The 23,392-nt window shown below is 69.4% G+C and carries 19 protein-coding genes; 8 read left to right on the top strand and 11 right to left on the bottom strand.

Annotated elements, in window-relative coordinates; all coding sequences use genetic code 11:
• Nucleotides 1-59: 59 nt before the first annotated feature.
• Nucleotides 60-1,649 carry a transposase gene (locus AB5I40_RS39805; protein WP_370935309.1) on the bottom strand — a complete coding sequence of 530 codons (1,590 nt, stop codon included), beginning with the start codon at nt 1,647-1,649 and terminating at the stop codon, nt 60-62.
• Nucleotides 1,650-1,793: 144 nt separating this feature from the next.
• Here AB5I40_RS39805 and AB5I40_RS39800 point away from each other — a divergent pair, with 144 nt between their 5' ends.
• Nucleotides 1,794-4,391 carry a bifunctional FO biosynthesis protein CofGH gene (locus tag AB5I40_RS39800; protein ID WP_370935308.1) on the top strand — a complete coding sequence of 866 codons (2,598 nt, stop codon included), beginning with the start codon at nt 1,794-1,796 and terminating at the stop codon, nt 4,389-4,391.
• Here the strand turns inward: AB5I40_RS39800 and AB5I40_RS39795 are convergent, their stop codons facing one another.
• From AB5I40_RS39795 to AB5I40_RS39785, 3 genes are all read right to left on the bottom strand, one after another.
• Nucleotides 4,392-5,357, bottom strand: coding sequence for a helix-turn-helix domain-containing protein (locus tag AB5I40_RS39795; protein WP_370935307.1), 966 nt, complete (start codon nt 5,355-5,357; stop codon nt 4,392-4,394).
• A gap of 23 nt (nt 5,358-5,380) precedes the next feature.
• Nucleotides 5,381-6,343 (bottom strand): alpha/beta hydrolase, encoded by a 963-nt coding sequence (locus tag AB5I40_RS39790; RefSeq protein ID WP_370935306.1) that lies wholly within the window; start codon nt 6,341-6,343, stop codon nt 5,381-5,383.
• 99 nt (nt 6,344-6,442) lie between these two features.
• Entirely contained in the window at nt 6,443-7,504 is a 1,062-nt protein-coding gene (locus AB5I40_RS39785) for an FAD-dependent oxidoreductase (protein ID WP_370935305.1), read from the bottom strand.
• 117 nt (nt 7,505-7,621) lie between these two features.
• On the opposite strand from AB5I40_RS39785, the gene AB5I40_RS39780 reads away from it, so the two are divergent.
• Complete coding sequence (locus tag AB5I40_RS39780; RefSeq protein ID WP_370935304.1) at nt 7,622-8,545, top strand: TetR/AcrR family transcriptional regulator C-terminal domain-containing protein; 924 nt, start codon at nt 7,622-7,624, stop codon at nt 8,543-8,545.
• 100 nt (nt 8,546-8,645) lie between these two features.
• Here AB5I40_RS39780 and AB5I40_RS39775 read toward each other — a convergent pair whose 3' ends face one another.
• Nucleotides 8,646-9,944, bottom strand: coding sequence for an LVIVD repeat-containing protein (locus AB5I40_RS39775; RefSeq protein WP_370935303.1), 1,299 nt, complete (start codon nt 9,942-9,944; stop codon nt 8,646-8,648).
• Between the two features lie 134 nt (nt 9,945-10,078).
• Here AB5I40_RS39775 and AB5I40_RS39770 point away from each other — a divergent pair, with 134 nt between their 5' ends.
• On the top strand, nt 10,079-11,545 hold the full coding sequence (locus AB5I40_RS39770) for an ABC transporter substrate-binding protein (protein ID WP_370935302.1): 1,467 nt from the start codon (nt 10,079-10,081) through the stop codon (nt 11,543-11,545).
• Here the strand turns inward: AB5I40_RS39770 and AB5I40_RS39765 are convergent.
• Nucleotides 11,542-12,420, bottom strand: coding sequence for a LysR substrate-binding domain-containing protein (locus tag AB5I40_RS39765; protein ID WP_370935301.1), 879 nt, complete (start codon nt 12,418-12,420; stop codon nt 11,542-11,544). The two genes, AB5I40_RS39770 and AB5I40_RS39765, sit on opposite strands and share 4 nt — an antisense overlap.
• A 71-nt stretch (nt 12,421-12,491) precedes the next feature.
• Between AB5I40_RS39765 and AB5I40_RS39760 the strand changes: the two genes are divergently transcribed.
• Nucleotides 12,492-13,523, top strand: coding sequence for an SDR family oxidoreductase (locus AB5I40_RS39760; RefSeq protein ID WP_370935300.1), 1,032 nt, complete (start codon nt 12,492-12,494; stop codon nt 13,521-13,523).
• Here AB5I40_RS39760 and AB5I40_RS39755 read toward each other — a convergent pair.
• Nucleotides 13,507-14,244 carry an SDR family oxidoreductase gene (locus tag AB5I40_RS39755; RefSeq protein WP_370935299.1) on the bottom strand — a complete coding sequence of 246 codons (738 nt, stop codon included), beginning with the start codon at nt 14,242-14,244 and terminating at the stop codon, nt 13,507-13,509. The two genes, AB5I40_RS39760 and AB5I40_RS39755, sit on opposite strands and share 17 nt — an antisense overlap.
• Nucleotides 14,245-14,302: 58 nt before the next feature.
• Between AB5I40_RS39755 and AB5I40_RS39750 the strand changes: the two genes are divergently transcribed.
• Nucleotides 14,303-14,938 carry a class I SAM-dependent methyltransferase gene (locus AB5I40_RS39750; RefSeq protein ID WP_370935298.1) on the top strand — a complete coding sequence of 212 codons (636 nt, stop codon included), beginning with the start codon at nt 14,303-14,305 and terminating at the stop codon, nt 14,936-14,938.
• A gap of 45 nt (nt 14,939-14,983) precedes the next feature.
• On the opposite strand, the gene AB5I40_RS39745 is transcribed toward AB5I40_RS39750, so the two are convergent.
• Nucleotides 14,984-16,885 carry a S8 family serine peptidase gene (locus AB5I40_RS39745; protein ID WP_370935297.1) on the bottom strand — a complete coding sequence of 634 codons (1,902 nt, stop codon included), beginning with the start codon at nt 16,883-16,885 and terminating at the stop codon, nt 14,984-14,986.
• A gap of 164 nt (nt 16,886-17,049) precedes the next feature.
• Between AB5I40_RS39745 and AB5I40_RS39740 the strand changes: the two genes are divergently transcribed.
• Together AB5I40_RS39740 and AB5I40_RS39735 are read left to right on the top strand one after the other, a co-directional pair.
• Entirely contained in the window at nt 17,050-18,243 is a 1,194-nt protein-coding gene (locus AB5I40_RS39740; RefSeq protein ID WP_370935296.1) for an MFS transporter, read from the top strand.
• 37 nt (nt 18,244-18,280) lie between these two features.
• Entirely contained in the window at nt 18,281-18,787 is a 507-nt protein-coding gene (locus AB5I40_RS39735; RefSeq protein ID WP_370935295.1) for a GNAT family N-acetyltransferase, read from the top strand.
• Here AB5I40_RS39735 and lpdA read toward each other — a convergent pair.
• From lpdA to pip, 3 genes are all read right to left on the bottom strand, one after another.
• Entirely contained in the window at nt 18,777-20,162 is a 1,386-nt protein-coding gene (gene lpdA / locus AB5I40_RS39730) for a dihydrolipoyl dehydrogenase (protein ID WP_370935294.1), read from the bottom strand. The two genes, AB5I40_RS39735 and lpdA, sit on opposite strands and share 11 nt — an antisense overlap.
• Nucleotides 20,163-20,362: 200 nt before the next feature.
• The gene (locus AB5I40_RS39725) at nt 20,363-21,142 is read right to left on the bottom strand and encodes a lysophospholipid acyltransferase family protein (RefSeq protein ID WP_370935293.1); all 780 of its coding nucleotides are present in this window, start codon (nt 21,140-21,142) and stop codon (nt 20,363-20,365) included.
• 55 nt (nt 21,143-21,197) lie between these two features.
• Nucleotides 21,198-22,616, bottom strand: a complete 1,419-nt coding sequence (gene pip, locus AB5I40_RS39720) for a prolyl aminopeptidase (protein ID WP_370935292.1) — start codon at nt 22,614-22,616, stop codon at nt 21,198-21,200.
• A gap of 91 nt (nt 22,617-22,707) precedes the next feature.
• Between pip and AB5I40_RS39715 the strand changes: the two genes are divergently transcribed.
• On the top strand, nt 22,708-23,391 hold the full coding sequence (locus tag AB5I40_RS39715) for a response regulator transcription factor (RefSeq protein WP_370935291.1): 684 nt from the start codon (nt 22,708-22,710) through the stop codon (nt 23,389-23,391).
• Nucleotide 23,392 lies beyond the last annotated feature (1 nt).

Here is a 23,392-nt window from a genome sequence, read left to right as displayed (position 1 = left end):
GGGTTCCCCTCACGACCGGCGCAACCAACACGGCAATGCCGCCGCCAGGCGACGAGCCGTTACCCAGGCGCGAACCTCTCCAACCCGAACAACTCGAACAACGCCTGCTGTTTCGCCGTCCGATCAGACAAAATCCGCCGAGTCCGCGGCCGCCCCCCAGTAGACCGATGCCGCAACAAGGTCTCCCCAATCCCCCGCAACTGATCCAACAGTTCAGCCACCGAAAGATTCATCCCAGCCCGATCCGCCTCCCGCCGCATCAGGTGCGTAACCGTCGCAGCAAGCACGGACACCAACGCATGCACCGAAATCCGATGCGAAGTCCACTCCCACCGAGGCGAAGGCCCAGCCACCGCAGACCCGGTCAACCACCGAAACGTCGACTCAAGATAAGTCCGAGCCCGATAAGCAGTAACCACCTCGGCAACGGGCCAATCTCGATCAGTAACCAAAATCTGCTTGCCGAAAAACTCCTCCGCCAACCGAGCAACCGCGGCCTCGTCAACCCGCCGCTCCAACCGCAACTCCCCCGCCCGGTTGCCGGTAAGCGAAGTATTCAACACCCGCTCCACCCGCCGCCCCCGAATAATCCGCGACATCTCCGCATGCACCTGCGTCCGATCCCCCCGATGAGTACCCGCCGCGAGCGCAGCCGCTAACCCGTCAAGCTCCCGAACCGTAGTGCTCAATTCACTGGTGAACGCCCGATACTGCGCAGCATGCAGAGTCGCGGAGTGCAGGAGGACGACGCGTCGCCGGGCACCGTCCACAGTCGCCACAGTGTCAAAGGCAGTCAACCCGGCAAACCGCTCCGGATCCACCCTCCGCCGCACCGATGCGGGCCGCGAAAGCAACTCCGGATGATCAGCCAACGGAAGCGACCCGACAAACCCGCGACGCGCACCGAGGTCGAGCTGCGCAGCCTGGCCGGAGTGGAACACCAACGTGTGCCGCTCCCCCAATTCGGCGGCCAGCGCACCAAAAGCAGGAGCCTTCTCCCGCCGATAAACCCGAGACGCCAACGGAATAGCCCCATCCCGAGTAACAACCAGCCCCAGCCCGGCAAGCACATCCTGACAAGCCGACGGCAACGTACAGTCCGCAGCAGTAAACGCCGCGAACTGCGCAACATCAACCGCCAACGCCTCGGTCCCGTCGTCCCCCAGCAGATCCAAAACCGCCTCAGCCACAACGGTTTCCACCCCGGCGATCCGCTCCGGATCGAGCCGCTGCAAGGCCCGCCAATGACTGGCAGTCGTAATCGACCCCTTAGCCGGCCGAGGCCGAACGAGATCCTGCGCCAGACACCCAGTCCACCACTCCTCGAACTCCATCTCCGGCGCGGTAGCCCGATGCAACACCGCAAGCGCGACATGGAGACCAAGCGTCGGACGAGCCCGCTGCGGACCAGCCACCGAATCGACCCGCCGAACAAGGTCGAGCCGCTGCAACGTCCCCCACACCGCCGCGACATCCCCGAACGACCGATGCCGCGCCCCAGCCGCCTCCGGGCCCCCGCCGGCCACCGCCGCCGCGATGTCCTCGGCCGTCCCGAGATACCGCTGGCCGACCACGCGCGGCTTGCCGTCGACGCGCGCGGACTCGGCGAGGTAGTAGTACGTCCGCCCGCCGATGCGCTTCCCGATCACTGACGCCACCCTTTAGGTAATACCGGCGCGGACGCCCGTCCACAAGCCCGCAACCTGCGCTAATGATCACTCTGGGCCGGTCGTGCGCACGGTGGCGGGCTAAGAGCTGGCTGGTCGCGGCGGCCGGGTCCTAGCGTGGCGGGAATGGAGCCCGAAGCTGGCGTGACCACGCCCACCCCGTCGGCCATGCGCCGTGCGCTCGCCCGGGCGCGAGACGGGAAGACGCTCGACGTCGCCGAGGCGGCCGTGCTGCTGCACGCCCGCGGCGACGACCTGACAACGTTGTCCGACCACGCTTCCCGCATCCGCGACGCGGGCCTCGAAGAAGCCGGTCGCGCGGGAATCATCACCTACAGCCGCAAGGTGTTCATCCCGCTGACCCGGCTGTGCCGGGACCGGTGCGGCTACTGCACCTTCGTGACCGTCCCCGGCGAGCTTGAATCGCCGTTCCTGTCGCCGGACGAGGTCCTCGACATCGCGCGCAAGGGCGCCGAGATGGGCTGCAAGGAAGCCCTGTTCACCCTCGGCGACCGGCCGGAGGACCGATGGAAGGCCGCGCGCGAGTGGCTGGACGCGCACGGCTACGACGACACGCTGTCCTACGTCCGCGCGATGGCGATCCGGGTGCTCGAGGAGACCGGTCTGCTGCCGCACCTGAACCCGGGCGTCCTGTCCTGGCAGGACTTCCAGCGGCTCAAGCCGGTCGCGCCGTCGATGGGCATGATGCTGGAGACCACCGCGCGCCGGCTGTGGAGCGAGAAGGGCGGGCCGCATTACGGTTCGCCGGACAAGGATCCCGAGGTCCGGCTGCGCGTGCTGGAGGACGCGGGCCGCAGCTCGGTCCCGTTCACCACCGGTGTGCTGATCGGGATCGGCGAGACGCACGAGGAACGCGCCGACGCGCTGTTCGCGATCCGCAAGACCGCCCGCGAGTACGGCGGCATCCAGGAAGTCATCGTGCAGAACTTCCGGGCCAAACCGGACACGAAGATGCGCGCGACCCCGGACGCCGACCTCGAAGAACTGGCCGCGAACATCGCCGTGGCCCGGCTCGTGCTGGGTCCGCGCATGCGCATCCAGGCGCCGCCGAACCTCATCGGCGACCAGTACGACCTGATGATCCGCGCCGGCATCGACGACTGGGGCGGCGTCTCGCCGCTCACGCCGGACCACGTGAATCCCGAACGCGCGTGGCCGCAGATCGACCTGCTCGCCCGGCAGACCGAAAAGGCCGGATACGCGCTGCGCGAGCGGCTGACCATCTACCCGGAGTACGTGAAGCGCGGCCAGCCGTGGCTCGACCCGCGCGTCACGCGGCACGTCGCGGCGCTGGTCGACGGCGAGACCGGGCTGGCTCGTGACGGCGCGATGCCGGTCGGGATCCCGTGGCAGGAGCCGGACGGCGGCTGGCAGGAATCCGGCCGCACCGATCTGCACACCGAGATCGACACGACCGGCCGCACCGAGGACCGGCGCGGCGACTTCGATTCGGTCTACGGCGACTGGAAAGAAATCGGCCGGAAGATCAAGACCGGACCGCAGCGGTTCGACACTGACATCCGGGATGCGTTGCGCAGTGCGGAAAAAGACCCGGCCGGGCTGTCCGACGACGCCGCGCTCGCACTGCTGCACGCGGACGGGCCGGAGCTGGACGCGCTCACGAAACTGGCCGATGACCTGCGACGCGAGGTCGTCGGGGACGACATCACCTTCGTCGTCACGCGGAACATCAACTTCACCAACGTCTGCTACACCGGCTGCCGATTCTGTGCCTTCGCGCAGCGAAAGACCGACGCGGACGCGTACACGCTGTCGCTGGAGCAGGTCGGCGATCGCGTCGACGAGGCGTGGGCCGCGGGCGCGACCGAAATCTGCATGCAGGGCGGGATCCACCCGGATCTGCCGGGCACCGCGTACTTCGACCTCGCGGCCGAGGTGAAGCGGCGGCAGCCGGACATGCACCTGCACTCGTTCAGCCCGATGGAGGTCGTGAACGGCGCGTCGCGGACGAATCTGTCCATTCGCGACTTTCTGATCCGGGCGAAGGAGTCCGGAGTGGACTCGCTGCCGGGCACCGCGGCGGAAATCCTCGACGACGACGTCCGGTGGGTGCTCACCAAGGGCAAACTGCCGACGGACGCGTGGATCGAAGTCGTGACCACCGCGCACGACGTCGGGCTGCCGACCACGGCGACGATGATGTACGGCCACGTGGACAACCCGAGCCACTGGGTCGGCCACCTGAAACTGCTGGCCAAACTGCAGCGCGAGGGCGTGGAACGCAACGGGCGGCGCGGGTTCAGCGAGTTCGTGCTGCTGCCGTTCATCCACCAGAGTTCGCCGATCTACCTGGCCGGGCTCGCCCGCGCGGGCACGACGCTACGCGAAAACCGGGCGGTGCACGCGCTGTCCCGGCTGCTTCTGCACGGCACGTTCGACAACATCCAGAGCTCCTGGGTGAAGCTGGGCGAGGAGGGCAGCCGGGCGGTGCTGCAGGGCGGCGTCAACGACATCGGCGGCACGCTGATGGAGGAGACGATCAGCCGGATGGCGGGTGCCTCGAACGGGTCGTACAAGACGATCAGCGACATGCGCGCGATGGTCGAGCCGCTCGGGCGTACGCTGCGGCAGCGGACCACGTCGTACGGAACGCCGACGGACGAGCGGATCGCCGCGGCGAACGAGTCCGACGGGGTCGCGACGGCGGTGCGGAAGCCGCTGCTGCCGCTGCTCACGCCGTGATCAACCGGTGCGGTGCAGCCGCCACAGCGCGATAGCCAGCTGCAACCGCAACCGGCCCGCGGGATCGCGCACTGGCCAGCCGAGCAGCGCTTCGGCGTGGGCCAGGCGCTCCTGCAGGGTCGAATGGTGCACTACCAGCGTGTTCGCGGCGGCGCGCAGGCTCGGAGCGCCCGCTACGGCGACCAGCGTGGGCAGGACCCACGGGGCCGTCGTGCGGGCGTTCTCCAGGCTTGTCACGTCCGCGACCGGTTTGGTGCCTGGCCCGACCGCATCGGCGAGCACGGCCAGGCCGCCGAGGTCGGCATAGTCCACAACGGACGGTCCAGGGTCTTCTTCGGTTGCGGTGAAGCGGAAAGCCGTCCGGGCTTGTTCGCCGGACGCCGGCAGGTCGACCAGGTTCACGACGGTTCCCAGCCCCACCCGGGTCCGCTCCGGCGGAGTCCACTGCGGAGGGACGACCAGCGGTACCGCGTCGGCCACGACGGCCCGGGCGGTCGTGCCCAGGCCGAGGCGATGTGCGGCACGGAGCCGGGTTCGCTCGTCCGCCGACGCGTCGAGCACCACTTCGACCGACGCCGGATCGACGACCCGGCCGCGCGTCCGTTCCAGCACTGCCCGGGCCGCCGCGGACGCGCGCTCCAGCACCATCGCGTCCACCGGGCTCGCCGGACCGGGCCGTTCCAGCCACAGCGCGACCGGCCCGTCCGGACGCACCGGCGCAGCAGGCCATTCCGGATCGGGCGGCACGGCCGACTGCACCACGCGCCCGTCCGGTTCGACGCGGACGCGCACCCGGCGTTCGTCGTCGGCCAGCCGCGCGGGGCAGCCGGACAGCACCGCCGCCCCGCGCACGATCGGCTCCAGCCCGGCGCGGCCCTCGACCAGCCGGTCGAAGTACGCGATGACCTTGACCGTCTCGGCCGCGCCGGGATCGAGCGCGCTCAGATGCGTGACCAGCTCCCTCATCGGTCCATCATCGCTGGTCCGGTTCAGCCGAGCAGCCGCCGGAGCCACGGCGTCCGCTCGGCGCGAGCCTGCTGCGACAGCGCTGCCTGCGGGGCCGAGCCGTCGAAGCCGTGGAAAGCGCCGGGCCACACGTGCAGTTCTGCCTGCACTCCGGACAGCCACAGCTGGTTCGCGTAGGCGATGACCTCGTCGCGGAAGGTCTCGGTGCTCCCGACGTCGAGGAACGCGGGCGGGAGGCCGGACAGGTCTTCGGCGCGCGCGGGCGCGGCGTACGGCGACACGTCCGGACCGCCTCGGGCGTCGCCGAGCAGCGCGGTCCAGCCGACGTTGTTCGCGGCGCGGTCCCAGCTGCCCATCTCGGCCATCTGAATCGCCGACGGAGAGTCGTTGCGGTCGTCGAGCATCGGGTACACGAGCAGCTGGCCGATCAGTTCCGGGCCGCCTCGGTCCCGGGCGAGCAGCGCCGTTCCCACCGCGAGCCCGCCGCCCGCGCTCGCCCCGCCGATCACGACGCGGGAGGCGTCGAAGCCGTACTCGGCGGCGTGCTTGACCGTCCATTCCAAGCCCGCGTAGCAGTCCTCGACCGGCGCCGGATGCGGGTGCTCGGGCGCGACGCGGTAGTCGACGCAGACGAAGCCGAGGCCCAGTTCGGTCGCGTATTCCTTGAGGAAGTACAGGTCGCCGCCCTTGTGCCCGCCGATGATCATGCCGCCGCCGTGCAGCCAGTACAGCACCGGAACGTCGACAGCCCCGGCCGGCCGCGCGACGATCAGCGGGATCGGGCCGCGCGGGCCCTCGGCGTCCACTTCGGACACTTCGAGGGCGCCGTCGGCGGTGATCTCCTCCAGCGAAACCTGCCGCTTCGCCGCGGCCGCGCGCACCGCCGGGATCGACTCGAGCGTCTTGATCGGCGGACGCTCGGCCGCCAGAACCTCGAGCGCCGCGGCGAGCTCGGGGTCGAACGGGAGCGGCGGATACGCAGTCATCGCGGGGCCTCCAGGGACTCGGTTGCTGGACCTCATCCTCGCCGCCCCTTGGCCGGGCGCGGACAGCCGGGCGGCGGGAATCTCCCGCCAGATGGCGGGTCAGCGGGTCAGGCTGATCGCGTTCTTCGCCCGCTCGACCGATTCCTCCGACGCGGGTCCGGCCGGGTTTTCCGTGGCCAGCGCCTGGTTCAGCTCGACGAAGGGGCGCATGCGGGTCTCGTAGTCGTCGAGGCCGTCCGCCAGGATGTACGCGCCGACCAGGGCGAGGCTCGTGCCTTGTCCGGACAGCACCGACGCGCAGTACCCGGCATCGCCGACCAGCGCGACCCGGCCGGTCGTCCAGCGGTCGAGGTGGATCTGGAGCATCGCGTCGAAGAAGAACGTCTCAGACTCCGCCATGGCTTTGACCAGCTCGGGGACTGGGCCGCCGACCTCGCTCAAGCGCTCGGCGACGAGCTTCTTCTGCTCCGCGACGTCCCGGATCTCGCGGTACTCCGGCTCGCCGAAGCCGAGCGTCACCCGGATCTCCTCGTTGCCCGGCACCGGGTAGACCGCGCCGCCGACGCCCTCGCCCTGGAACCAGATCTGCCAGTCTTCGAGGCCGACGGTGTTGGCCGCCGGGAAGATCGCCAGGTACTGCCCGAGGTAACGACGGAACTGGTCCTCCGGTCCGAACGCGAGCCGCCGGACCGCCGAGTGCGCGCCGTCCGCGCCGACGATCAGGTCGAACGTGTGCGGCTCGGCCTTGGCGAACTCGACCCGGCCGGACTCGGCGTCGAGCGCGGTGATCTCGTCTCCGAAGCGGTACTCGACGTCGGCGGCGTTGTGCAGCAGCTCGACCAGGTCGTCGCGGAGGATCTCGATGTCGGCGCTGTCGAGCCGGCCGCTGCTGTAGACGCGTTCCTCGGAGCGGAACACCTCGTTGCCGGACGCGTCGAGCATCGACATCCCGCGCATCCGCGTGCGGGCCGCGCGGACCTGCTCCCCCAGCCCCATCCGCTCGATGACCTCCAGCGCGACCCCGCGGATGTCGATCGCCTGACCCCCGCTGCGCAGTCCGTCCGCACGCTCGACGACCGTCACGTCGTAGCCGTTGCGGCGCAGCCAGTAGGCCGACGCGCATCCGGCGACTCCCGCGCCGCAAACCAGTGCTTCAGGCATGTCCTCACCCCTTGATACGGTGCATCATTACCCTGATGAACCTGCCCTGACCTGGTTACCGCTGCCAAAACTGACCTAGTACAGATACCCCGCTGACCTAGTACAGACAGGACGCCGATGCCGACCGAACCGCCCTACCTCCGGATCGCTGCTGCGTTGCGCGAGGAGATTTCGCAGTTGCCGCCGGGCGCGAAGGTGCCTTCGACGCGTCGGCTGGCTTCGGCGCATGGTGTCGCGAACGCCACCGCGGCCAAGGCGCTCGACGTGCTGCGTCGTGAAGGCGTGCTCCGCGCCGAACCCCGGTCGGGTCATGTCGTCGCTGGTCAGCACACTGCGACCGACTCGAAGCGGCCAGCGTTGACGCGGGATCGGCTGGTGCGCACAGCAATCGCGATCGCTGATGCGGAAGGTGTCGCGGCACTGTCGATGCGCGGACTCGCCGCTCGGCTGGGTGTTCCGGCGATGGCCCCGTACCGGTATCTGTCCGGAAAGGACGAACTGGTTTTCCTGATGGCGGACCACGTTTACGGCGAAATCGGTTATCCAGCACGGGAACCGGAGGGATGGCGGGCGCAACTGGAGCTGTCGGCGCGCACGCTGTGGTCCGTGCACCGGCGGCATCCTTGGCTGGCGCATCTCGTGCCGCTCACCCGGCCTTGGCCGCTGCCGAACCTGGCCGCGCACAACGAACGCGCGCTGGCCGCGTTGTCGGTGTTCGGGCTCAACGCGGCTGATCTGTGCGATCTGAATGTGTTGTTCTACAACCATATTCAAGGCACCGCGATCCACCTGGAGCGCGAGCGGCACGCGATGGGCGCGACGGGGATCACCGAGGACGAGTGGATGGAGACGCAGGCGCGGGGGTACGCGGCGTTGATGGGGTCCGGGCGGTATCCGGTGCTGACGCGGATGGTGCGGGATCTTGCTGAGGGGTATGACCTGGATCTGGACCATCTTTTCGAGATCGGGCTGCAGGCGCTGCTGGACGGGCTGGCGGTCCGATATCCGGTTGGCGGCGAGGTTTCCGGGCGGCTGGCGTGAACCGCATCCGTCTGGTGAGCGCCGGTATCTCGACTTCGAGGCTCCGGGAAATGCGCCGGACGGCCGGATACTGCCCGTTCCGCCGCGAACTAGCCGCCCGCTAAGCGGTGAGCTTCAGAATGTCGATCCCACGCTTGTTGTCCGCCACATACGCATACCCGTCGTGCCAGTACGGCGCCCACGAAGCCGCGTCCGCGGGCCGGAAGTACGCGATCTGCGTCGGGTTCGAGGGGTCGCTCACGTCCAGGAACCGGGTTCCCTGCGCGTAAAACGACTGCACCAGCACATGCCCGCGAATGTCGAAGTAGTGCGCCGAGCAGTCGTCCGACACCGGGTCGCTGCCTTCTTGCCCGGCGACGCCCCAGGTGCCGATGCTGCGCATCCGGAACGGCTTCTCCGGCGTGGACCGCCAGCCTTCGCCCTGGTACGAACCATCCAGCGAGGAAATCGTCAGCACGCCGTCGCCCGCGCAGCCCGGGAGGAAGCTCTCCTCGGTCGCGTACACGAGGTCATGACCGCGCCAGGCGCCGTCGTCGCGCGCGCCGACCGGGTGGAAGCTGTTGTGCATGAACTTCGACGGCGCGGCGGTTTCGGACACTCCGCCGCCTGCGTACGGCACCGGCTTGAGCGCGGTCGCCCAGCGGTAGCGGTTCTCCACCGGGTCGTGGTGGAGGCCGGACGTCCAGTAGCCGCGCACGCCGCCCGCGCCGGACACCCACGCGACGCCCGTCTTGTCCACCTGCACGTCGTGCACGTAGTCGGTTTTGCCGTCGTTGCGGGCGAGTTCGATCGGGTCCGGGTACACGTTCGGCTTGCGCGGGTTGCGCACGTCGGTGACCCAGATCGGCCTGCCGCCCCAGTCCGCGGGCTGGTTGTCGGCCTTCGCCGGGCCGCCGGTCCAGAGGTAGCGGCAGTCGTCGACGCAGCTGGTGGTGTGGCCCGCCGGAACCTTGACGTAGCTGAGGATTTCCGGCTTCTCCGGATGCTTGACGTCGACCACGTAGATCCCGGACTCGCCGGTGTGCGTGTTGCCCTTGAACGCGCGCGGGTCGCGGGAGAGGAACACGAGCTTGCGCTTCGCGTCGACCTCGGTGTCCTCGGTTTCCCACAGCCCGGGCAGGCTCAGCTCGCCGATCGCGCGCGGCTTCGCCGGATTGTCCGTGAGGTCGTAGACCTTCAAGCCGAACTGGCCGGACACGACCATCACGTCGCGTTTGCCGTAGCTGAGGAAGTTCGCCGAGATGGCTCCTTGCGCGTCCGGCACGTTGCCGACCGGCTCCACGCCCTTGATCGCGCCCGGGTCGCCGAGCGAGTGTTTCGCCTCGGTGACCGGCTTGTCGTCCTCGCAGGCCGCGGCGGGCAATCCCGTGGCGACCAGTGTCGCCGCTGCCGTCGCCATCGCCAGTCCGGAACGAATCCACCAACGGCGCACGCGAAACCTCCCGGAGACCCCAGTGTGACTGAAGTACTTTAAGACGGTCCCTAACCGGACACAACCGCCTTTAGTGGCTTTCCACCTGGTAGTAAGTCAGCATGCGATCGCGTCTGCTGGTCCCGCTCACGCTCGCCGCCCTCGTCGCGGCCGGTCTCCCCGGCTGTTCGTCGTCGGCCGAACCCGCCCAGCCCGGCGTCCTGTCGGTCGGCCTCGGCGAACCCGGCACCCTGTTGCCCGCCGACGTCACCGATCCGTCCGGACGGCTCGTCACCGGCGCGTTGTGGACGCCGCTCGCCGATTACGATCCGGCCAGCGGAAAAGCGACCCCGCGCGCGGCCGAATCGATCAGCAGCACCGACCAGGTGACCTGGACCGTCAAGCTGCGGCCCGGGAAGTTCCACGACGGCACGCCGGTCACCGCGCAGTCCTATGTGGACACCTGGAAGGCGATCGCGGGACATCATTGGGCCAGCACGCAGGTGCTCACGAAGTCGCTGCGGGCCAAGGAAATCACCGCGGTCGACCCGGCGCAGCTGCGGATCGTGCTCGACCGTCCGGCCAACCAGGTGCCGGCCTGGCTGTCCGCGCCTGGGCTGGTTCCGCTGCCCGCGTCGGTGCTGAAATCGCGCGACTGGAACGGGTTCGCCCGCCATCCGATCGGCAACGGCCCGCTGCGCCTGGAGGGCGACTGGCAGTCCGGGTCCGGCGGCAAGCTCGTCCGGGTCACCGCGGATCCGGGACGGGCCAAGGAAATCAATCTGCGCGTCGGCAATCCGGCGGAACAGTACGACGAGGTCAAGGAGGGCAAGCTCGACGTCGCCACGTCCGTCCCCGGCGATCGACACGAGGCGATGCACGCCGATTTCGCCGACCGGCACGCGATGTGGGCGCTCCCTCGCGCTGGCTACCTGGTGTTTTCCGCTGAGGCGACGCGATTCGCCGACCCGACGGTGCGACACGCGTTCGCTCTCGGCACCGACCGCGGCGCGCTGGAATCCGGGCCGCTCGCGCATCAGGCGGACGCGGCCAAGGGATTGCTGCCGCCAGCGGTCGCACCCGGCGAGCGCACCGGGGGCTGCCGTCCGTGCACTTTCGACGGCCCCGCTGCCAAATCCCTGTTGAACCAAGCGGGATTCACCGGCGACGCCGCGGTGTACTACGACAGCTTCGACGGCACCTGGCCGCAGGCGCTGGCCGACGGTTTGTCGAAGAGCCTGGGAATCTCGGTCACCGCACAGCGAAAAGCGACCGGAGGCAAGCCGACTGGACCGTCCGCGTTGGAGGTCAAGGCCGTGTCGCCGAGCCCGTCCGACATCCTGCACGCTCTCGCGGACGCAGCCGGTTACACCGACGCCGGGTTCGCCGCCGACCTCAACTCCGCCGAAACCACCGCGGCACCGGAAGAAGCCGCGCAGCTGTTCCGGATCGCGGAGAACGAAGCTCTGCGCGATCTCCCGGCGATTCCACTGTGGACTGCACACGGGCACGCTGTCTGGTCCGCGCGAGTCCACGACGCGGTGACGACGCCGTTCACCGGAATCGACCTGACTCGGCTGCGCGACTAGACCCGTGCGTGCTGCTTCAGCACTTCGCCGAACGCCGCCGTCAACGGATCCGGTTCGCTGCGACCGTAAGCGACCAGCTCGCGGCGAATCGGCTTGCCAGGACGCAAAACCCGCCCGCTGAACTCCGCGGGCAGCACGTTCGCCGGAACCAGCGCAGGCCCCAATCCGGCCGCCGCGAGCAATGGCGCGGCGGCCGTCTGCTCCGTGCGCACGGCAGGTCGCGGCCGAAAGCCCGCCTCCGCGCAGGCAGCGTCGAGGAGCTCCGCCAAGCCGTGACCAGGTGCGTAATGCACCCACGCGCAGCCGGCTAGATCGGCCAGCTCGACCGTACCGTCCGAAGTGGACTCCATCGCGCCATCAGCAGGGAGCACCACCACGAACTCCTCGGTGCCCAACGACTGCACCGGGCCGGTCCAGTCAGCCGGACGCGGACCGATCGCGAGGTCCGCTTCTCCGGCCACCATGGCGTCGCGCAACTCGTCGGCGTGGCGGTATTCGAAAAGCCGCACGTCGACGTCCGGCCGCTCGCGCCGCCACACCCGGAGCGCGGGCGGCAGCACCCCGAGACTCACCGAGTAAACCGTCGCGATCAGCAGTTCTCCAGCGACCTGGCCGGAAGCCTGCCGCGCGGCGCACCGAGCGCGTTCGGCGTCGGCAAGCGCGGCGCGGGCGTGCGGCAGCATCGCGCGGCCCATCGGCGTAAGCCGGACCGCACGCGGCAGCCGTTCCAGCAGCGGCCCGCCGACGCTGTGCTCCAGCGCCCGCATCTGGTGCGAAAGCGCGGGCTGCGTCACGTGCAACTGCTCGGCGGCCCGGGTGAACGAACCGGTGTCGACCACCGTCACGAGGTACTCGAGCTGCCGCAGACTTGTCATAAACACAGCTTATCGAAGCAGTGAGAAGTAAGCCTTAGATTTATCCGAACGGTGCGGTCAGGATCGAAGACATGAGCAGCACACGCGTGGCCCTCGTGGCCGGGGCCAACGGGATCATCGGCCGGAAACTCATCTCTCACCTGCGCACTCTCGACGGCTGGGAGGTGCTCGGACTCTCCCGTCGCGGCGGGTCTGGCGGCCTCGCCGTCGACCTGCTCGACCCGGCGGGCACCCGGGCGGCGCTGGCCGGCATCGGCGCGACGCACCTGTTCTACGCGGCCTACCAGGACCGGCCGACGTGGGCGGAACTCGTGCCGCCGAACGTGGCGATGCTGGAGAACCTGGTGAACGGCCTCGACGAAGGCCCGTTGGAGCACGTCAGCCTGATGCAGGGCTACAAGGTCTACGGCGCGCACCTCGGCCCGTTCAAGACTCCCGCCCGCGAAGCCGACGCCGGACAGCACATGCCGCCGGAGTTCAACGTGGACCAGCAAAAGTTCCTGGAACGCCGGGCCGCAGCCGGCGGCTGGTCGTGGTCGGCGATCCGGCCGTCCGTGGTCGGCGGGACGACGCTCGGCAACCCGATGAACCTCGCGCTCGTGATCGCGGTCTACGCGTCGATCTCGAAGGAACTCGGCCTGCCGCTGCGGTTTCCCGGCAAGCCCGGCGCGTACGACAGCCTGCTTGAGATGACGGACGCACAGTTGCTCGCAGAGGGCACGGTGTGGGCGGCGACGTCGAGCCGCAACGAAGCGTTCAACATCGCCAACGGTGACCTCTTTCGCTGGCGAGAGCTGTGGCCGAAGCTAGCCGCGTACTTCGACCTTGAAGTCGCTCCGCCGCTACAGCTGCCGCTAAGCACGGTGATGGCCGACAAGGAACCACTGTGGACCGAGATGGCGGCGAAGCACGGTCTCACCGCTTCGTACGCCGACGTCTCTTCGTGGGCCTTCGGCGACTTCGTGTTCTCGTGGGACTACGACATGTTCGCGGACACGTCGAAGTCACGCCGTGCCGGTTTCCATTCCTATGTGGACACTGAGCAGATGTTCTACCGGCTGTTCGACGAATTCCGCCGCGATCACGTCATCCCCGGCCGATGAACGGCATCGTGGTGGCGGTGATGGTGAGGAACTGGACGTTGGCGTCCAGCGGCAGTCCCGCCATGTAGAGCACCGCGTCGGCGACGTGGCCCGCGTCGAAGGTCGGCTCGGCCAGGAGCCGTCCGTCGGCCTGCGGGATGCCCGCGGCCATCCGCTCGGTCATCTCGGTGGCCGCGTTGCCGATGTCGATCTGTCCGCACGCGACATTCCAGGCGCGGCCGTCGAGCGAAATCGACCGGGTCAGGCCGGTGACGGCGTGCTTGGTGGCGGTGTACGCGACGCTCGCCGGGCGCGGCGCGTGCGCGGAGATCGAGCCGTTGTTGACGATCCGGCCGCCCTGCGGATCTTGGTCGCGCATCAGCTGCACGGCCTGCTGCGCGCACAGGAACATGCCGGTGAGGTTCGTGTCGACAGTGCGTCGCCAATCCTCGACGGACAGATCCGCGACGGTGCCGCCGAGCGACACTCCTGCGTTGTTCACCAGCAGGTCCAAGCGGCCCCACTCGCTGCGCACCGTCGAGAAAAGCGCCTCCACCGAAGCGGGATCGGCGACGTCCGTGGGCACGACCAGCGCGTTCGCGTCCGAACCGGCCGTTTCGCGCAAGGCGTCCTCGCGACGTCCGGCGAGCGCGACCCGGTAACCGGCACCGAGCAGCGCTTGCGCGATCCGGCGGCCCAGCCCGGAACCTGCCCCGGTGACCACAGCGGTCTTCTCCGACACGTCGCCTCCTCAAAAGTCAGTTCGCCCGCACGTTGCCATATCGCGGCACACTGGGTTCATGGGACCACGTGACACTCTGCTCGCCGGTTTCGCCAAACAACTGGGCCATCCGCGCGGCCGAGCCGGGCAGGCCGTTGTCCGGCTGCTCAACAACGTCAACCGCGGGCCGGTCACCGGAGCGGTCGACGCGCTGGACATCCGCCGCGGCGAAACCGCGCTGGACCTCGGCTTCGGCGGCGGGCTGGGTCTCGACCTCCTGCTGCGGGCCACCGAGGGCGGCACCGTGCACGGCGCGGAAATCTCCGAAACGGCGCTCGCCCGGGCGCGGCGGACGTTCCCGAAGAACCTCGCCGCCGGACGGCTGGTGCTGCATCAAGCCGGGATGGCCGAGCTTCCGCTGGAAGACGGGACGATCGACGCGGCGCTGACCGTCAACACGGTCTACTTCATCCCCGATCTGGTGCCCGCGTTCGCCGAAGTCGCGCGGGTGCTCTCCGGCGGCGGCGGCCGGTTCGTCGTCGGCATCGGAGATCCCGAGATGATGCGCGAAATGCCGTTCACCGGCCACGGCTTCCGGCTGCGCCCGCCGGAAGAGATCGAGAAAGCCCTCGAGGACGCGGGGCTCGAACTCCGCCGCCACGACCGCCTCGGCGACGGGCCGCGGGCGTTCCACCTGCTGGTCGCCGGACGCTGAAAAGGGCGGGTTCCCCGATCGGAGAACCCGCCCTTCCCGGTATCGCTACTTCTTCGGCACGCCCAGCGCGGCCAGCGCCGGACCGGCCATGATCACGCCGTTGCCGGTCACCGCGTCGAACCCGGGCGCGCCCAGGTCGATCGCGCTCGACACCAGCGCCGTGCGGACGTCCGCCGGGGTCGCGGACGGCTTGCCCGACAACAGCAGCGCCGCGATCGCCGCCGCGTGCGGGGCCGCCGCCGAGGTCCCGAAGAACGGCTGGAAGCCGGTCACCGAGGTGGCCACGCCGTCGGCCGCGGTGATGTCCGGCTTCGCGCGGGTCGCGCCGCCGGTCGAGGACACGTTGCCCGGGGTCAGCTCAGTGCCGTCGGCGTTGTAGAAGAGGTGCCGCTGGCCGTCGGAGGTGAAGCGCTCCCACTTGCTGGCCGAGGTGAACAGGCCCGGGTACGGGCCGGCCGGGTTCGCCGGGTCGCCGGTCTCCAGCGGACGCCCGAACGCGGCCGCCGCCGGGGCCGCGGCCACCGAGAACGCCGCGGCTGCCGCCGAGTGGCCCGAGGTCACGCCCGCGGTGCTGAAGCCCTTGAGCGAGCCGGAGTCGACGAACCGGCCGCGGACCACGTTGACCGCGAAGAACCGGTCCGCGCCGCTGTACTTGACCACCGCGAGCCGGTAGCCGGAGCCGGACGTCGGCACGGTCAGGCTCTCGTACGGGTTCTGCGAACCGTTCTGCGCGTTGGCGCTGGAGGCGACGACGCTGCCGGAAGCGTTGAGCAGGAACAGGTCGTAGTCGTTGGCCGAGTGTCCCCACGGGTCCGACCAGAACAGTGTCACCGGCCTGCCGAGCGAGCCCGGCGACAGCGGGTCGGTGGTCTGCACGCCGCTGCCTGGGTCGAAGTCGTGTGGGGTCCCGGTGACGCCCGGCAGCGTGGTGCCGGACGAGCGGAAGTCGCCCTCGTAGTAGCCGCTGCTGCCGTCGGTGAGGTTGCCGGAGTTGCCCGCGGAGGAGAAGTAGAGCGCGCCGGCCGCGGTCACGTCGTTGACTGCCTGCGCGACCTGCGTGTCCTGGAACGGCGACTCGTCGAAGTACGCGACGTCGTCGACGATCACCGTGCACTTGCCGGTGTTGCGCAGCGCGCGGATGTTGTCCGCGAAGCTCGACTCGCTGGTGAAGGCGGTCGCGAAACCGAGCGTCGCGCCCGGGGCGAGGTCGTGGACGATCTCCAGCATCGCAGTGCCTTCGTCGCCGCTGCCAGCTTGGCCGGGCAGCACGTCGACCGCGGGCAGTTCGCCAGCGTCCTGCGACTTCTTCAGCGAGTTGACGCCGTCGGAAAGCACGCAGACCTTCACGCCGGTGCCGTTCACGCCGTAATCCGTGCGGGCAGTGTCCGCGCCGTGGGCTTTGTCCCCTTCGGACACCTGCACGGCGGCGACGGCCTTCTTGGCCAGCTGCTGACGCTGCGCGTCCGGCTCGTTCCAGGTCATCGCCTGCGTCGCGGGCTGGACCTGGCGGACGTCGCCGCGCGCCGCGATCCGGTCCACCGCGTTCAGCGGCAGCTGGGCGCGAACCGAGCCATTGGACGAGGTGGACTGAACGGTGCCGCCCGCGGCGCGCACCGCGTTCGCGATCGCGGCACCCGCCGTACCTGCGATGTCCACCGAAACCGTGCCGGTCTGGCTGACCGGCAGCCCGGTGCGGTAATCCGGAAGCAGCGCGGCGAGACCGCGGTCGGCGCGCAGGCGCTTTTCCACGACGAGCTGGCTGGACTGCTTCTGCTCGGCCGGGCTGAGGGTCTTCTTGATTCCCTGCAGCGCGCTGATCCCGGCTCCGGCGCGGGCGTTCGCCGCGTCCGCCGCCGACGGCTGCGCGACGGCGACCCCGCTCCAGGCGAGCACCACCCCGACCGCCAGCGGCGCGGAATACGCGACCACCCGGCTCGTTCTTCTCATGACAGCTCCTGTCCTCGCCCCCGGCCACCGACTGTGGTCACGTGAATCTAAATAGCGACTGGGGCTAAGACCACCGACCAAAGTGGTATCTGCCCGGATAGCCCATCTGGTGAGATGCAGATGGGCCATTCCGGGGCACGAAGCGGAGCTGGCAGTCTGCTCACGTGGCGAACCTGGGGAGGGATTTCGCGCGGCTGTGGGCCGCGTACGCGATCAGCACGGCGGGCAGCACGGTCGGCGCGGGCGCGCTCGGGCTCGTCGCGGTGCTCGTGCTCGACGCGCCCGCATGGCAGGTTTCCCTGATCACCGCGATCTCGGCCGCGTCCAGCGCGGTTCTCGCTTTCCCGCTCGGGCCGCGCGTCGAGTTCGCCCGGAAGCGTCCCGCGATGATCACCGGAGACCTGGTCCGCTGCGCCGCCTTGGCGAGCGTGCCGGTGGCGGCCGCGCTGCACGTGCTGACCATGCCGCAGCTCTACGCCGTCGACATCGTCGTCGCCACCGCAGCCGTCATCTTCTCCGCTGCCAGCGGCGCGCATCTCAAGGCCCTTGTCGCGCCGGATGAGCGGGCGGTCGCCTTGAGCCGCTTCGAGAGCACCGATTGGATCTGCTGGTCAGCCGGACCGCCGTTGGGCGGCGTCTTGATCAGCGCGCTGGGCGCGACCGCGACGATGCTCATCGACGCGTTTTCGTTCCTGCTGTCCGCGCTCGGAATCCGCCGCGTGCGCGCGCCGGAGCCGCCACCTGTTGTCGCAGCGGGTCCTGCGCGTCGCGGGTTCACCGACGGATGGCGATACCTGCTGCGGAGTCCCGAACTGCGGCCGTTGTTCTTCAACTCGGTGTTGTTCAGCGGGGCGGTCCTTTGGGTTACGCCGCTGCAAACCGTGCTGATGCTGCGGGATCTCGGCTTCGCGCCGTGGGAATACGGGCTCGTGCTGGGTGTCCCCTGTCTTGGCGGACTGCTCGGCGCCCGTCTCGCGCCGACGCTCAGTTCTCGATACGGCGCACAGAAAGTGTTGCTGTGGACTAGTTTCGCGCGTACGCCTTGGTTGCTCGTGTTGCCGTTCGCCATTTCCGGAGCTGCCGGAGTCACCCTGCTGATCGCCGCGAACTTCGGACTGTTGCTGGTGGCGGGCATCTTCAACCCGACCTATTCGGCGTACCGCCTGTCGCTGATCGACGACGCTGTCCTGACGCGGACGCTCACCGCTTGGTCGACCGGAACCCGTACCGCCAAACCGATTTTCATCACCCTCGGCGGGATCGCTGCCGGGGTGCTCGGCGTGCGCTTCTCCCTGGGGATTGGCGCCGCGCTCTGTCTGCTCAGCGCGGCCGCGTTGCCCGCTCGCCGCGCCAGGTGATCAGTTTTTGTCGGTGGTGCCGGTTAACGTGGCTGCCATGTTCAAGATCGACCGCGCGACCGCTGCCGACGCCGCCGCGCTCACCAACCTCATGCACGCATCATCGGCTTACCAAGGCCAGTACGCCTCGATCCTGGAGGGATACGTCGTCACGCCGGATTACCTTCGCCAGCACCAGGTTCTGGTCGCGCGCGGCCCTTCGGGACCAGTGGGATTCGCCGCGCTCACCGATGCCGAGTTAGATCTGTTGTTCGTCGCCGACGAAGCACAGGGAACAGGGTTGGGCGCGCGTCTTGTCCGGCACATTCTTGATGCGGCAAGGGAAAACGGGCTGTCCGAGATGCGGGTGGTGTCGCATCCGCCCGCGGTGAAGTTCTACGAACGCATGGGTGCCCGGCAGATCGGGACTGTCCCGCCGAAACCGCCGCGGATCTCGTGGTCGCGGCCGGAATTGGCGTTCTCCTTGCCGCTGGCCGAAAACGAGAGCGCCCCGGCCCGCGAAACCACCGCGGACCAGGGCGACCGTCGAAGAATCAGAAGTTGATCATATGACCGGCCAGACCGTGCACCGCTTCCTTGACCGCCTCGCCCAGTGTCGGGTGCGCATGCACGTTGCGCGAAACCTCGTGCACCGTAAGGTCCCACTGCTGCGCCAGCGTCAGCTCCGGCAGCAGTTCCGTGACGTCCGGGCCGATGAGGTGCGCGCCCAGCAGTTCGCCGTACTTCGCGTCGCTCAGCACCTTCACGAAGCCCGCCGCGTCGCCGAGGCCGTGCGCCTTGCCGTTGGCCGTGAAGGGGAACTTCGACACCTGGACGTCAAAGCCCTTCTCGCGCGCCTGTTCCTCGGTCCAGCCGAAGCTCGCGATCTGCGGCTGGCAGTAGGTCGCGCGCGGGATCATCACGAAGTCCAGTTCCATGGTCTCCGCGCCGGCGATCGTCTCCGCCGCCACGATGCCCATCGACTCCGACGCGTGCGCCAGCATCAGCTTCGCCGTCACGTCGCCGATCGCGAACAGGTGCGGCACGTTCGTCCGGCCGCGGCCGTCGATCGCGATCGCGCCGCGCTCGGTGAGCTCGACGCCGGTGTTCTCCAGGCCGTAGCCCTCGACGTTCGGCCGGAACCCGATGGCCTGCAACACCTTGTCCGCCTCGAGCACCTGCTGCTCGCCGTTCTTCGACACGGTCACCAGCACCTTGGCTCCCGAGTCGTCGATCGCCTCGACCTTGGTGCCCAGCAGCACCTTGATCCCCAGCTTGCGGTAGCGCTTCGCCAGTTCGGCGGACACCTCGGCGTCCTCGAGCGGCACCATCCGGTCGAGGAATTCGACGATCGTCACGTCCACGCCGTAGTTGCGCAGCACGTACGCGAACTCCACGCCGATCGCGCCGGCTCCGGCGATCACGATGCTGCCCGGCAGCTCGCTTTCGAGGATCTGCTTTTCGTAGGTGACCACGCGCTCGCTGCGCTGCGTGCCCGGCAGCAGCCGAGCCGTCGCGCCGGTCGCGATGATGCCGTAGGTGAAGGTGATCCGCTCGCCGTTCACCTCGAGGGTGTTGGCGTCGATGAAGGTGCCGCGCCCGTCGTACTCGGTGATCTTGTTCTTCTTCATCAGGAAGTGCACGCCCTTGACGCGCCCGTCCGCGACCTTGCGGCTGCGCTCGTACGCCGCGGTGTAGTCGAACCGGATCTCCCCGTCGGAGGAGATGCCGTAGGTCTTGGCCTCCTCCTTCACCGTGTGCGCGAGCTCCGCGTTGCGCAGCAGCGCCTTCGAAGGGATGCAGCCGACGTTGAGGCACACCCCGCCCCAGTACTTCTCTTCCACGACCGCCACGCTCAGGCCCAGCTGCGAAGCCCGGATCGCCGCGACGTACCCACCGACTCCGGCCCCGAGGACCACCACGTCATAGTCTGCGCTCATACCGTTGAAACTACCCGCCGCGCCCGCGCGGGGCGGCGTGACGGCGCCCGCTTTCAGCCCGGCGGCCGCTCGCCCCGGCGCATTCCCGGACGGCGGGTCCGGGCGATGCTCACCGGAATTGGACGCCACCTGGCCCGTAACGCCGCTGAATTGTCCACAGTGGTCGCCACCCCGCCGAGCCGGACCGCCGGATCCGGTTGTCAGACCGGCGGACGCACGCCCCGGATCTCCGCCAGCAGCTCCGTCACCGCGGCCATGATCCGCGCCGTCGCCTCCTCCAGCACGTCCCTGGTCAGCTCCCGCCCGCGCAGATCGCCGAGCTCCACCGCCGGCCCGGCGACGAACTCGATCTTCCGCCGCGGCAGGACATGCGGATACCACGATCCGGCGGGCAGCAGTTCGTGCGTGCCCCAGTTCGCGACCGGAATCACCGGCACGCCGGTCTCCAGCGCGATCCGCGCCGCGCCGGTCTTGCCCTTCGCCGGCCAGCCGTCCGGATCCGCGGAAAGCCCGGCCTCCGGGAAGATCGCCACGCATTCGCCCGCGCGTACCGCGGCGACGGCGTCGCGGTACGCGCCCGCGGCGGTCGGCGCGCCCCGGTGGACCGGGATGTGCTTGCCCGAACGCATCACCGACTTGATCACCGGGGCGTTCCAGAGACTCGCCTTCGCCAGGTACCGCGGCACCCGGCCGGAGCCGAGGCAGAACGCGGTGAGCGTCGTCGGGTCGGCGTTCGAGAGATGGTTGGAGGCCACCACCACGCCGCCCGATTCCGGGATGTTCCGCGCGCCGCGCACACGGAATCGGCTCGTGAGGGCGAGCAGCTGCCACACCACCTCGATCGCGAAGTGGTACCAGGCGCCCCGGCCGGACTTCGCGAACCGCCTGCCGTACTTCTGCATGCCGCGGAAGCCGAGCAGCTCCCCTTCGAGCGGGGTCCAGTTGTCCCGGGTCCGGGTGCGCAGCGCCATGAGCGTCATTCGTAGCGGAAGACGCTCCGGTTCGGCGCCGCGCGGACCCGGGACGCGGCGGGAATCACACCCGCTCGAGCACCACCACGGGGATCTCGCGGTCGGTCTTCTTCTGGTAGTCGTTGTAGGCGGGCCACACCGCGGCGAGCTTGTCCCACAGCCGGGCGCGTTCCTCGCCGGTCGCGGTCCGGGCGCGCGCGGTGAACTTGTCCGCCCGCACCTGCACGCGGACCTCGGGGTTCTCCTGCAGGTTCAGGTACCAGCCGGGGTGGTTCTCCGCGCCGCCCTTCGAAGCGACGATCACCGGGTTGCCGTCGTCCTCCTGGTAGATGAGAGCGAACTTCCGGTCCTGTCCCGTCTTGCGGCCCTTCGTGGTGAGCACCAGCGTCGGCACGCCGTCCTGCCAGTCGTGCCCGACCTCCCCGTCGGTCTCCTCGTAACGGCGAACGTGCTCGTCACCGAACAGCATGCGGATTTCCTTTCGTTCGACTTCCGCGCTCGACAGCCCGGACCTGCCCTCCCACCCTGCCGCGAACCGGTCGGTCGCGCTGATCAGCTCGTGCAGCGTGCCCGGTTCGTCGAAGGCGTGCCCGGCGTCGCCGATCATCTTCAGCTCGGCGCCCGGCAGCACCTGTGCGAGTTCCCAGGCGGTGGTGGCGGGAGTGACCACGTCGTACCTGCCCTGCACCAGAACACACGGGATGCCCGAGAGCTTCCCGGCGCCGCGGATCAGCTGGTCAGGGGCGAGCCAGCCGCCGTGGCGGAAGTAGTGGTTCTCGATCCGCGCGATCGCGAGCGCGAACTCCGGCTCGGCGAACGCGGCCACCACTTCTTCCTGCGGGGTGAACTTCACGGTTTCGCCCTCCCACCGGCTCCATGCGAGCGCGGCGGGCCCGTGCACGTTCGGATCGGGGTGATTCAGCAGTTCGTGGTACACCTCAAGCAGGTCGCCGCCGCGGCGCGCGTACGGCACCGGCGCGAGGAAGCGCGACCACGCCTCCGGGAACATGCACGCGGCACCGCCGCCGAAGAGCCACTGCACCTCTTTCACCCGGAGCGTCGCGACGCCGCGCAGAATCAGTTCGGTCACCCGCTCCGGATGCGTCTCGGCATAGGCGAGCGCGAGCACGCTTCCCCACGAGCCGCCGAACAGCTGCCAGCGGTCGATGCCGCGGTCCTCGCGCAACTGCTCCATGTCGGAGACCAGGTGCCAGGTCGTGTTCACCGAGAGGTCGACGTCCGGCTCGCTGCAATGCGGCGTGCTCCGGCCGCAGCCGCGCTGGTCGAACAGCACGATCCGGTAGAGCTCCGGGTCGAACAGCCGCCGGTGCCGCGCGGACGCGCCGCCCCCGGGCCCGCCGTGCAGGAACGCGACCGGTTTGCCCTCGGGATTGCCGCATTCCTCCCAATACAGCGTATTGCCGTCTCCGACCGGCAGCATCCCGTGGTCGTACGGATCGAGTTCCGGGTACAGACCGAGCATGCAGCCACTATGCCCGACCTCGGCCGCGTCCCGCTGAGGGTCCACTGTGGACGCGCGGACACGGCCGGGAGGGTCCGGTTAGGCTTCCCTCATGGCGAAGGTACTGGTGGTGGAGGACGACGCGGCGATCGGCAGCGTCCTCGACTCCGCGCTGCGCGGGCACGGCCACACAGTGCAATGGTGCCGGGACGGCCGGAGCGCGCTGCGCGAGACGGCGGCCGATCTCGTGCTGCTGGACCTGGGCCTCCCGGACGTCGACGGCGTCGAGGTGTGCCGGCGGCTGCGCTCGGCCATCCCTGGCGCGGTGCTGGTGATCCTCACGGCGCGGGCGGACGAGATGGACGTCGTGGTCGGGCTGGAGGCCGGTGCCGACGACTACCTCACCAAGCCCATCCGGCTGGCCGAACTGCTCGCCAGGGTGCGCGCGCACCTCCGCCGCGGCGCGCCCGCCGCGCCGTCGACGCCGGTCGTGCGGATCGGCGCGCTGGAGGTCGACATCGCGAGCAGGCGGGTCAGCCTGAACGGCCGGGAGGTCGCGCTGCGGGCGCGGGAGTTCGACCTGCTCGCGCGGCTGGCCGTCCAGCCGGGGCAGGCCGTCAGCCGGGACACGCTGATGTCCGACGTCTGGGATTCGCACTGGCACGGCTCCACCAAGACGCTCGACGTGCACATCGCCGCGCTGCGCCGCAAGCTCGCCTCGGCCGCCGAGTCTCCGTACGAAGTGCCGAGGATCGCGACCTTGCGCGGGCACGGATACCGGTTAGAGGGGGACTGAA

The organism is Amycolatopsis sp. cg13 (genome assembly GCF_041346965.1).
GTDB lineage: Bacteria > Actinomycetota > Actinomycetes > Mycobacteriales > Pseudonocardiaceae > Amycolatopsis.
Note: the sequence above shows the minus strand (reverse complement) of the source record. Positions and strands in the feature narration are given on the sequence as shown.